Here is a 10,922-nt window from a genome sequence, read left to right as displayed (position 1 = left end):
GGCCGTTAAGCACGGTTGCGCCGATGGTACTGCGTCTTAAGACGTGGGAGAGTAGGTCACCGCCAAAACTAATAAGCACTCATTCCAATAAAAAACGCCCCTTGCAAAACACGCAAGGGGCGTTTCTTATTTGGTGGAATGTATTGATGGTGATCTGTGTGAGGAATTCTATTTTCGCACTCTTTCGCGCCAGAACGTATAAACGCCCATTAACACAACGATCATCATTCCAATCATTGTTAGATGGTCTGGAGTTTCCCCCCATATGATCCAGCCCAACAAAATTGCCCATATCATAATGCTGTAGCGAAACGGTGCCACAATTGCGACTTCGCCAAATCGCATAGCAGCGATTGAACAGTAATAGCCTGCAAAAATAAGCACTGAGGCCAGTAGTAACAGTAACACTGTTTGTGATGACATTGGTTGCCAAGAATTGGACAGAACCAGCACAATCGCCCCTGCAAGTGTAATGGCAATTGCTGTGATGAAGCTGACAAATAATGTTGATACCTGTTCTGAAAATTGGCGAACGATCAGGTCGCGAAATGTAATAAAAACCACGGCAATCATTGCGAGAATGGCGTAATTGTTAAATCCTTCCGTCCCAGGTTTGATGATCAACATGACCCCGACAAGACCAACAATGATGGCGCCTGCACGTCGCCACCCGATGGTTTCATTTAATAACCATACGGCCGCAAGGCTTACGGTCAGTGGAAGTGCTTGTAATATGGCGGTAACATTTGCGATTGGCATGTGTAAAAGTGCGGTCAAAAAACAAATTGTTGCGCCAAGCTCTGTCATAGTGCGCAACCCAATCCAGAATAGATCCGCTCTATTTGGCAGTTGTTTAAATGCCCCCATGCGCCACGCAAATAATCCGATCAAAAGTGATGCGAAAACTCCGCGTACGAAAATCGCTTGGTAAATGCCAACGTCAGTGGCACCGAGTTTTATTGCCGCGTCGTTAAAGGCAAAGCCCGCCATAGAGCCAGCCATAAGAAATGCGCCTTTGGTATTTTGTGAATTTTGCATTGGGACTCTTTTGACAAAACGGTATCGAAGCAAATTCAAAGAAGCGAGTAAAATTTGACACATTCTTATTTAACTATATTGTTAAATAAGAATGGATGGTTAAAATATGTCAAAACTGAATTCAACATTTGCTGCACTTTCTGATCCAACGCGATTTGCGATTGTGAATCAATTGCTCGAAAATGGTGAAAAATCAGCGGGTTCATTGAAAGGTATTGTGGCCATTTCGGGTCCGGCGATTTCGCGCCATTTAAAAATTTTACGCAATGCAGGTGTGGTTGAGCAACGCATTGATGCACAACGGCGAATGTATCGCGTGCGTCCACAAGCCATAATGGCTATTCATAATTGGACAATCAGCCACCAAGAGTTTTGGCAATCAAGTTTAGCTCGATTGGAACAAGTTTTAATCGCAGAAAAGGAAACCAAATGAATCCTTTGGTCATTACAAAAAATTTTCCCACTGATCCTGAAACTGTGTATGATTTTATCACCCGGCCTGAACATTTAAAGAAATGGTGGGGACCAGAAAACATGACATGCCCCGAATTTGATCTTGATCTTACACAATCAGGTAGTTGGGTTACTGTTATGGAAAACAAAGATGGGCAAAAATTCAAAGTATCTGGTGTCGTTCAAAAAATTTCGCCACCGCGTTATGTAGAATTTACATGGGCATGGCATGATGAACAGGATCAACGCGGACATGAAAGCGTTGTGAGTATGAGCGTTGAGGACGACGGTAAAGGTGGAAGCATTTTTACCCTGACGCATTCTGGTTTGGCGGATGAAGAATCTGCGCAAAACCATAACCAAGGCTGGACATCAAGTTTACGCAAACTTGAAACAATGGCTCATTAAACAGAGGAGAAAGAACATGTCTGAATTTCTTTACGTCTATCACGGTGGCAAAAATCCTGAAACGCCCGAAGAAGGCGAACAGATGATGGCCAAATGGCAGGCTTGGATGGATAAGCATGAATCGCAATTTACAAACCCTGGTAATCCTGTGGGCATGTCAAAGACCGTAAGTGCCAGTGGCATTGCGGATAATGGAGGTGCGAATCCAACGTCTGGTTTCACGATCGTGAGCGCAAATTCAATTGAAGAAGCCTGTGAAATTGCAAAAGGTTGCCCGATCAATGACGAGGGCGGAAGCATCGAAGTCGCTGAAATCATTGAAATGTAATTGATAACGGCAGTATATGACGCCGTTTTACCATTTGTTTTAATGCCTTTGCCCTTTGCATGGGGCAAAGGCGTTCCTATATTCTTGGTAACTCATTTATCTTGGAGGATTTCTCATGAGCCTAGTTGGAACGCTTGCAAAACTTGCAGTTGGTTACGCGGTCGCGCGCGGTGTCAAAAGTGTAATCGGCGGCGGCGGCGCTGCAAAATCAGGTGGCGGAAGCGTGTTTGGCGGATCGGCATCGGGTCAATCAACAGGGCTTGAGGGTATGATGGACAGCATCACAGGTGGTTCCACAGGAACAACCGGCGCAAGCACTGGCGGTGGTATCGGCGATTTGTTGGGCCAGCTTGGCGGGGGTAAATCCGCAGGCGGTATCGGTGATTTGCTCGGACAATTGGGCGGTGGCGCTTCTGGTTCTGGCGGCGCTGGTGGGCTTGGTGGTTTGCTTGGTCAGCTGGGCGCAGGATCCGCGGCTGGTGGTTTAGGTGGAATGTTGAACGACGCCCTCAGCGGGAGCGCTGGTGGGCTTGGTCAAGTGCAACAAAAACCTAGCCAAAAGGAAGAAGAAGCCGCAGGTTTGATGATCCGCGCGATGTTACAAGCAGCCAAAGCAGATGGCAGTGTGGACGAAGCGGAAAAACAACAGTTGCTACAGCATCTTGGCGATTTGGACCAAGATGAAATCAACTTTGTGAATGCAGAGATGAACCGTGGCATTGATATTAGTGGTCTTGCCGCTGATGTGCCAAATGGCATGGAGCAACAAGTTTACATGATGTCATTGATGGGCATTAATTTGGATAACCAAAACGAAGCGCAATATTTGAACGATCTTGCAAATGCGATGAACATTGGCAAACAGCAAGTGAACCAAATTCATCAAATGCTGGGTGTTCAGCCGCTATATGCATAATTTTCTGACGTGCCGCGCAAACATGTGCGGCACGTTTTTTAATGCGCGTAAGCAGCGCCTTCTTCATCCAATATCGCTTTTAGCTCTGCCAAATGGCGATCACCTTGTTCAGGGTATTCTTCAAGTTCGCGTGCGGTTTTTTCTGCGATGTCATCCGATAATACGCGCAATGGCTGACCTGTTTGTAATGCGCGAATATATGTTTCGGCTGCGCGTTCAAAATAATACATTCGATTAAACGTATCCGCGACCGTATCGCCAATGACCATGACGCCGTGATTGCCCATGATCATGACTTTCTTGTTTGGATCTTGGAACAATTCGGCGCAACGTTCGCCCTCTTCTTCAAAGGCAAGCCCACCGTAATGTTCATCAATGACATATCGGTTGAAAAATGTCGCTGTGTTTTGATCAATGGGTAACAGGCGGCTGTCCGCAAGGCTTGCCAATACAGTGGCGTGAATTGAGTGTACGTGCATGGCGCATCGTGCATGAGGACAATGGCGATGAATTGCTCCGTGTAATCCCCAAGCGGTTGGATCGGGTGCATTGGGTCCATGTAGTGTTTCTGGGTCATTCGCATCAATCAACAACATGTCAGATGCTTTGATCCGTGAAAAATGCATCTGATTTGGATTCATCAAAAACTGTGTACCATCGTCATTCACCGCCAGTGAAAAATGGTTGGCCACTGCTTCATGCATGTTCAATCGCGCCGTCCAACGAAACGCCGCGGCAAGGTCGATGCGTTGCTGTTGGTAAGGCAGATTGGTGAGCTGCGTTATGATATTTGCCATATTTCCCCTTTGCCAATGTGCAAAAAAGCGAGTCTCTTAACCATTTAATGTAACCAAAGCTCGCCATAAATGGCGAGCTTTAATGCGACATCTTAATGCTTATTTAGAATCCGAAATCTTCTGGCATGATGTCATCGACATCGACATCTTTGAGCACAATTCTTGAATCGCCATAACGAATGACCGTATCGGTCCCGCGCCCCGAAATATCAAGATCATCAAATTCTAATCCAGTACCAACAAATCTTATTCGATCTAAGCCAGTTTCAAAATCCAATATCCGATCTGATCCATCATTTAAGTAAAAGTAGAATATATCACCGGCTCCGATGCCACCCGCGAGCACATCGTTGCCTTTGCCACCGTTCATATGATCGCCACCATCGCCACCAAACAAACGATCATTGCCATCCTGTCCGACAACATCGTCGTTACCGCTTCCTCCATACATGACATCTTTGTCATCGCCGCCATGCAATAGGTCATTATCACTACCGCCAATCATGCGATCCAATCCGTCGCCACCATAGATGAAATCATTGCCTTGGCCGCCGCGCAACAAATCCTGATCAGCGCCCCCTTCAATACGATCGCTGCCGCGACCGGAATTAACAACATCATCGCCGTCGCCACCCATTATGGTGTCGTCGCCACCTCTGCTGTTAATCGTATCATCACCTAATGTGGTTTCGTAAACCTCTGATTGGTTGCTTCCTTCGATCACGTCATTTTCTGTAATGGAAGTGTAATCGCTTTGAGCAAAAGTAAAATCCGTGTCGGGCGCAAAAATGCCTCCGGCGGATGTTTCAGCAGATGATAAGGCAAAATCGTTCAAAAAAGTGCCAGAAATGGAAAAAGCGATGGAGTTCCCACCTATTTGAAAACCGGCGATTGTTGTTGGGCCATTCGCCCATTGCGTTTCAAACATATAAAAGTTTGATGCAACAACCTCTTCGAAAGTATAAAGTGTGCCGTTGTATTCCAAAGTGACATCGTAAGCATTTGAATAATCGAAGGTAACGGGGTCACCAATTCCCCCAGCTCCCGTGTAGCTAAACACGCTGTCAGCGGCGCTTGTTACAATTGTTAATGTGGCGATTGGTGTTGTGGAACTGATTGATACGCCTTGAAAAGTAAAAGTTGTCATAGTTTCCCCTGTACGATCACAGCGAAAATTAAGACTTGGCGAAAATAAATAATCCGCGCGGAAAGCTCAAAAATACATACTGTGATATTTTGAATGAAAATTGAAATTGTTACGCTAAAATATATCTAGTTATCCAAGAACGGTAACAGCGATCACATTTTTGGTATAGTGATGTGCGTCACACTTTAAAGAACAAAAAAACCGGCCCCGAAGGACCGGTCAGGTGGAGGATAGATCGCTATCCCCGGGAAATTATTTTACGATATCGTAAGCAGGCATACCCAATTCAGATACGTCCAAGCCTGTGATTTCTTCTTCTTCACCAACACGGATGCCTACGGTCATTTTCAAAATGAACCAAAGAACCGATGATGTGATGAATACGAACAGACCGACAACGATGATTGAATAAAGCTGTGTGCCCAGTGATGCATCGCCGTTTGTGAAAACAACTGCAATCGTACCCCAGATACCTGCGAACAAGTGAACAGGGATCGCACCAACAACATCGTCGATTTTGAATTTATCAAGCAATGGAACACCAAACACAACGATCACACCACCAATGGCACCGATCAAGGTGGCACCTGTTAGGGATGGTGTTAGCGGCTCCGCAGTGATCGCAACCAAACCAGCCAATGCACCGTTTAGCACCATTGTAAGGTCCGCTTTCTTATACAAAAGCTGTGTCAGGATCAGCGCAGCAATCGCACCTGCAGCAGCGGCAGCATTTGTATTTGCAAAGATACGCGAAATATCTGTGACATCGCCAACTGTACCCATCGCCAATTGTGATGCGCCGTTAAAGCCAAACCAACCCATCCAAAGGATGAATGTACCCAATGTCGCCAATGGCAGGTTTGAACCCAAGAATGGAACAACGCGTCCATCTTTGGTGTATTTACCGATACGTGGCCCAAGGATAATCGCACCAGCCAAAGCTGCCCAACCACCGACAGAGTGAACAACAGTTGAACCAGCGAAGTCCAAGAAACCAGCTGCATCCAAGAAACCGCCACCCCATTTCCAAGACGCTTGGATTGGGTAAATCACGGCTGTCAAAACGATGACAAATGCAAGGAATGGCCACAATTTGATACGTTCAGCAAGTGCACCTGATACGATTGATGCCGTTGCGGCACAGAACATCAACTGAAAGAAGAAGTCAGAACCGGTAGATGCATAATCCAAAGCAGCATCACTTGCGGCAAGGCCAACTGGTTCCAATGATGTGATTGAAAATGCGCCGATGACGCCGTCAACAGACCAGCCATCACCTGGATACATCAAGTTATAACCAAGCAAATAATAGAAAATACAAGCCAGCCCAAATAGACCCATGTTTTTGGTCAACTGCATTGTTACGTTTTTGGAACGGACAAGTCCCGCTTCCAGCATGGCGAAACCTGCCGCCATCCAAAATACCAAAAAGCCACCAACCAAGAACAACAATGTTGTCAGGATATAACCTGTTTCAATCAGATCGGCGGGGGCGTCATTTGCAAACACCACCGCAGGTAAAGCGGTAAGCGTTGCAGCAAGGCCAAGAGTAAGTCGTTTCATTTCATTTTCCCTTCGTGTGCCGTTTAAACAGCGTCTTCGCCAGATTCGCCTGTGCGAACCCGAACTGCTTGTTCTACGTTCAGAACAAAAATTTTCCCGTCGCCGATTTTCCCAGTTTTTGCGGCGCTTTCGATGGTGCTTACAACGGCGTCAACCGCGCTGTCTGTCACAACAATATCCAGTCGAATTTTTGGAACAAAATTAACGGCGTATTCTGCGCCGCGATAAATTTCAGTGTGGCCAGATTGTGTGCCATACCCTTTGATTTCAGTGACCATCATTCCCGTCACGCCAGCAGCAGAAAGTGCTTCGCGCACCTCTTCCAGCTTGAACGGTTTGATCGTTGCTATTACTAGTTTCATGTTTCCCTCATTTCCAAACGCGGTATGCCGCGTATCGCAATGCGCCAAGAAAAACGGTGAAACGAGCGTTACTTCAATGAATAGGCGTGAAAAAATGGACAGCAATTGATGATAATGCCCATTTTTTAATCAATGATTGGTATTTGTTCAAAAATTAAGCATACAACAACTGAAAATAACTTTCGGTTGCTACTCCACAAACCGACTCAGACCGACTATCTTTCACCAATAGACCTGAAAAAGGCGACGAGCAGATGACGAACGGTTCCAAGGATAAACACAAACTGGTAGCGCCCAAACGGCACTTTCCAGACCCAAAGGCATCCAAAAAGAAACCAAGCAAACCTACGGCTGCGAAATCTTCGCGCAGTAGTGCCAAACGTAAACGCACACCCGCCAAAAAGGCAGGCTTTGCAACACGTAGTATGCGTGCGCTTGGTCGCATGATCTGGTGGACGGGGAGCCGATTTGCGATTGTTTTTGGATTGGTTCTGGGTGGGTTCGTTGCAATTGATTATCGCAATTTACCCGATGCCAATAGTTTAATGGATGAACGCCAACGCGGTTCCGTGACCATGCTGGATCATCAGGGAAATACATTTGCTTGGCGTGGCGATCAATTTGGTGGGTTGGTTGAACCCGATACAATTTCCCCGCATTTGCGAAACGCTGTTATCGCAACAGAGGATAAACGTTTCTATCGTCATTTGGGGATCAGCCCGCGCGGGATCGCGGGTGCCATTCGTACAAATCTGCGCGAAGGGCGCTCTGCATTTGATGGGCATGGTGGTTCGACAATCACGCAACAGGTTGCAAAAGACGTCTACTTTTTAGATTTGCCAAGTAAAAAGCGCAAATTGAAAGAGGTTCCGATGTCGATTGCGATGGAACTGAAATATACCAAAGATGAAATTCTGGCGATCTATCTAAACCGCGCATATCTTGGTTCGGGAACAAATGGGTTCGAAGCGGCAAGCCAGCGGTATTTTGGAAAATCCGCACGCGAAGTAAACCCCGCAGAAGCAGCGATGCTGGCGGGGTTGTTAAAAGCGCCAACACGATATGCACCAACACGCAATTTGGAACGCTCTCAAGAACGCGCAAATTTGATTATTGGCCTGATGGAAGCGCAGGGATATTTAACAAAATCTCAAGCAACCGACGCACGCGTAAACCCCGCTCAATTATCAGAAGTGGCACGCGAACGCGCGGGCGGATATTTCGCAGATTGGGTGATGGAAGCCGCACCAGAATTTATCATCAAAGACGCCAAGCAAGATGTGGTGATCAAAACCACCTTTGATAAACGCATTCAAAAATCCGCCGAAGAGGCATTGAAATACGTTTTTGAGGAAAAGGTGAAACAAGGCTCAAAAGCCCAAGCCGCCATTGTGGTGTTATCCAAAGACGGCGCAGTTCGCGCAATGGTTGGTGGGCGCCACACAGGGGCAGAAGGATCATTTAACCGTGCAACTCAGGCGCTGCGCCAAACGGGATCGGCGTTTAAAACATTCGTTTATGCGGCGGCACTTGAGTCAGGCTATCAATATGACAGCGTTGTTTTGGATGAACCGATTACCATTAATATCCCGGGCTCTGGGCCATGGACGCCAGATAATTACCTGAAAGGGACATATTTGGGTGAAACGACGCTTACCACTGCCTTGGCGAAATCAATAAATACGACAGCGGTGCGCGTGTCCGAAGATATCGGACGTAAACGTGTCGAAGCTGTTGCGCATGATTTTGGAATCAATCGTGATTTGGCCCCTGGCCCTGCGTTGGCGCTGGGTGCATCTGAATCCACATTGTTGGAAATGACAGGCGCATATGCCGGTATTTTAAACAGTGGCCGATTGGCGATTCCGTATGGCTTAACGGCGCTAACCATTCAGGGCGATCCCGAACCGTTGTTGGGTAAATCAGGCGGAAGCGGGTTGCGTGTGATCAATGATCGCGCCGCGGAACAATTGACCTATATGATGAACCAAGTGGTTGAAACCGGCACTGGGCGACGCGCCAAATTGCAAGACCGCGAAGTTGCAGGCAAAACGGGCACAACAAATTCCGCACGCGATGCATGGTTTATCGGATTCACAGGGGATTATGTTGCGGGTGTCTGGATGGGCTATGACGATAATTCAAAGTTAAGCGGTGTGACGGGCGGTGGTCTGCCCGCAGAAATATGGAAAGAAACCATGTTGCGTGTGCATCAAGGGATGCCAGCAACGCCGCTGAACATGATCCGCCCAGTTGAACCGCCAAGCGTACCAGAGCCGGAAATCGCCAAACCCGCCCCGCGTGAAAAGAAACGTCAAACAGCGGAAAAGCCATTTGAGAAGTTTGAAAAGAAACTGGATAAACGGATGAAAAAAATTGAGGATGATGCAGAGAACATCCTCAATCAAATTCTAAATTCGTTGAAAAAGAAAAACTAGCGTTTAGCGCGCCGTTTTCAGGTGTGCGATCAACTTATCAATATTGCCGCCTCGTGCGTCCAACATCGAACCGATTTGGGTGCGCGTGTCGGTCAGGATTGAAACGCCTTCGACAAAAATGTTGTACATTTTATCTGTACCGCGGGCATCAATCACATGCCATTGCGTCAAAAACGGTGTGCCGCCTTTGGTTTTGACAGAACTGTCCACCAAATAACCACCAGAAATTTTCTTGGATTTGGTTACCTTGATTTCGGCACCGATGAATTGTTTGAAATAACGCCCACCGTATGATCGTGCCATGTATCCCTTAAACGCATCAACATATGCTGCTTGTTGGGATTTGTTTGCGGCCTGATAGGCTGGCCCCAAGGATTTACGTGCAATCAATGGCACATCTGCATAACGCGCAAAAATCTGTTCAAATTTTGCAAATCGTGCATTGTCTGACATGGATGCGTTAACGGTTTTCAAAACCTCTGCAACCAGCGAATTAACCAAGCCTTCAGCAGAGCCGCTAGAAATTGCAAAACTGGGGGTTGCCGCACCAAGGATGGTTGCGGAGCCAGCAATAATAAAACCGCGGCGGTTTAGGTGATTATTCTGTTGCATAAGGGTCCTCCAAATCGGCCTCTGATATACCGCCATTTAAAAAGAAACGACGATTTTGCAAGTAGTAGATTCGTGATGCGGCATAGCTATCTTCTGATTCATACAGAACACCGTCGATCAGATCGGCGTATGTATACCGATCACCGACAAATTCGACACCTTTCACCGTGCTAATGCCAAGACTTACGGATGGTGACGTTACCGCGCCAACGGGATCAAGGAAAATATCAACCACAAACCCAACGGTATCCCGCCCAGTGCTTGGACCCAGAAGGGGTAATTCTTGATAGCGGCCTTCGCCAAATCCCCATTTGTGCAATGTTTGCCCAAAATCGGTTTCCTTTGGTTCCAAACCGAAATCATTTGCGGCAACATCAAAATAGCCAAACAGGCCAAGAGTGCTGTTGATGGTAAAGCGCAATGTGTTTTCGACAAAGCCTTCCATATTGGCTTGTAACAGGTTGTTAACCGCCTTTTTGGGTGTGGACAGGTTTTCAACGACATTATTGATGATCTTGTCATCCTGTTCCGTCATTAAATTGCCATAGGATTCACCCGCAGGTCTAAACAGAGCCTTATCCACGGCTTTGTTAAATGCGTGCGCTTTGCGGTTGTCGTCCTCATAGGGATCAACAATTGTGCTGCCCGTTGGATTGTCAGAACAGGCAGATACCGCGATAACCATCGCCGCAATAGGCAACTTGGCAGAAAAGGAATTACTCAAATTTTTAATTTTCAACATTCGTCCACTCGATTTTTAGCCTACATAGTTGCCCAAAACGCGAAAGTCCATTGATGCGCCGCGAATTGTGAACTGAGCAAGAAACACCTTATATCAAGGCCAATCATACAAACAGTGT

Annotated in this window: 12 protein-coding genes; 5 read left to right on the top strand and 7 right to left on the bottom strand. The window is 46.8% G+C overall.

Going from position 1 to position 10,922, the window contains the following annotated elements; translation table 11 throughout:
• Positions 1 to 168 precede the first annotated feature (168 nt).
• Positions 169 to 1,038 carry a DMT family transporter gene (locus BFP76_RS14550; protein WP_165775736.1) on the bottom strand — a complete coding sequence of 290 codons (870 nt, stop codon included), beginning with the start codon at positions 1,036 to 1,038 and terminating at the stop codon, positions 169 to 171.
• Between the two features lie 106 nt (positions 1,039 to 1,144).
• Between BFP76_RS14550 and BFP76_RS14545 the strand changes: the two genes are divergently transcribed.
• The 4 genes from BFP76_RS14545 to BFP76_RS14530 all read left to right on the top strand — a co-directional run bounded on the left by BFP76_RS14545 (position 1,145) and on the right by BFP76_RS14530 (position 3,143).
• Positions 1,145 to 1,471: an ArsR/SmtB family transcription factor gene (locus BFP76_RS14545; RefSeq protein WP_099594682.1), complete on the top strand. Its 327-nt coding sequence runs from the start codon at positions 1,145 to 1,147 to the stop codon at positions 1,469 to 1,471.
• Positions 1,468 to 1,899, top strand: a complete 432-nt coding sequence (locus BFP76_RS14540) for an SRPBCC family protein (protein ID WP_099594681.1) — start codon at positions 1,468 to 1,470, stop codon at positions 1,897 to 1,899. The genes BFP76_RS14545 and BFP76_RS14540 overlap by 4 nt, the downstream gene beginning before the upstream one ends.
• Positions 1,900 to 1,915: 16 nt before the next feature.
• A complete protein-coding gene (locus BFP76_RS14535; RefSeq protein ID WP_099594680.1) occupies positions 1,916 to 2,227 on the top strand; it encodes a YciI family protein in 312 nt (103 codons plus the stop codon).
• A gap of 115 nt (positions 2,228 to 2,342) precedes the next feature.
• Positions 2,343 to 3,143 carry a DUF533 domain-containing protein gene (locus BFP76_RS14530; RefSeq protein ID WP_099594679.1) on the top strand — a complete coding sequence of 267 codons (801 nt, stop codon included), beginning with the start codon at positions 2,343 to 2,345 and terminating at the stop codon, positions 3,141 to 3,143.
• A gap of 38 nt (positions 3,144 to 3,181) precedes the next feature.
• Here BFP76_RS14530 and BFP76_RS14525 read toward each other — a convergent pair whose 3' ends face one another.
• From BFP76_RS14525 to BFP76_RS14510, 4 genes are all read right to left on the bottom strand, one after another.
• A complete protein-coding gene (locus BFP76_RS14525) occupies positions 3,182 to 3,940 on the bottom strand; it encodes a class II aldolase and adducin N-terminal domain-containing protein (protein WP_099594678.1) in 759 nt (252 codons plus the stop codon).
• Positions 3,941 to 4,043: 103 nt separating this feature from the next.
• Positions 4,044 to 5,087 (bottom strand): calcium-binding protein, encoded by a 1,044-nt coding sequence (locus tag BFP76_RS14520; protein WP_099594677.1) that lies wholly within the window; start codon positions 5,085 to 5,087, stop codon positions 4,044 to 4,046.
• A gap of 252 nt (positions 5,088 to 5,339) precedes the next feature.
• On the bottom strand, positions 5,340 to 6,650 hold the full coding sequence (locus BFP76_RS14515; protein ID WP_099594676.1) for an ammonium transporter: 1,311 nt from the start codon (positions 6,648 to 6,650) through the stop codon (positions 5,340 to 5,342).
• Positions 6,651 to 6,673: 23 nt separating this feature from the next.
• Entirely contained in the window at positions 6,674 to 7,012 is a 339-nt protein-coding gene (locus tag BFP76_RS14510; protein ID WP_099594675.1) for a P-II family nitrogen regulator, read from the bottom strand.
• A gap of 254 nt (positions 7,013 to 7,266) precedes the next feature.
• On the opposite strand from BFP76_RS14510, the gene BFP76_RS14505 reads away from it, so the two are divergent.
• Positions 7,267 to 9,450 (top strand): transglycosylase domain-containing protein, encoded by a 2,184-nt coding sequence (locus BFP76_RS14505; protein WP_099594674.1) that lies wholly within the window; start codon positions 7,267 to 7,269, stop codon positions 9,448 to 9,450.
• 3 nt (positions 9,451 to 9,453) lie between these two features.
• Here the strand turns inward: BFP76_RS14505 and BFP76_RS14500 are convergent, their stop codons facing one another.
• Positions 9,454 to 10,062 carry an MlaC/ttg2D family ABC transporter substrate-binding protein gene (locus tag BFP76_RS14500; RefSeq protein WP_165775735.1) on the bottom strand — a complete coding sequence of 203 codons (609 nt, stop codon included), beginning with the start codon at positions 10,060 to 10,062 and terminating at the stop codon, positions 9,454 to 9,456.
• A complete protein-coding gene (locus BFP76_RS14495; protein WP_099594672.1) occupies positions 10,049 to 10,804 on the bottom strand; it encodes an MlaA family lipoprotein in 756 nt (251 codons plus the stop codon). Before BFP76_RS14495 ends, BFP76_RS14500 begins: the two co-directional genes overlap by 14 nt.
• Positions 10,805 to 10,922 lie beyond the last annotated feature (118 nt).

The organism is Paramylibacter kogurei (genome assembly GCF_002742285.1).
Taxonomy (GTDB): Bacteria; Pseudomonadota; Alphaproteobacteria; order Rhodobacterales; family Rhodobacteraceae; genus Amylibacter; species Amylibacter kogurei.
The sequence above is the reverse complement of the archived record's forward strand: the minus strand, read 5'-3'. Positions and strand labels throughout refer to the sequence as shown.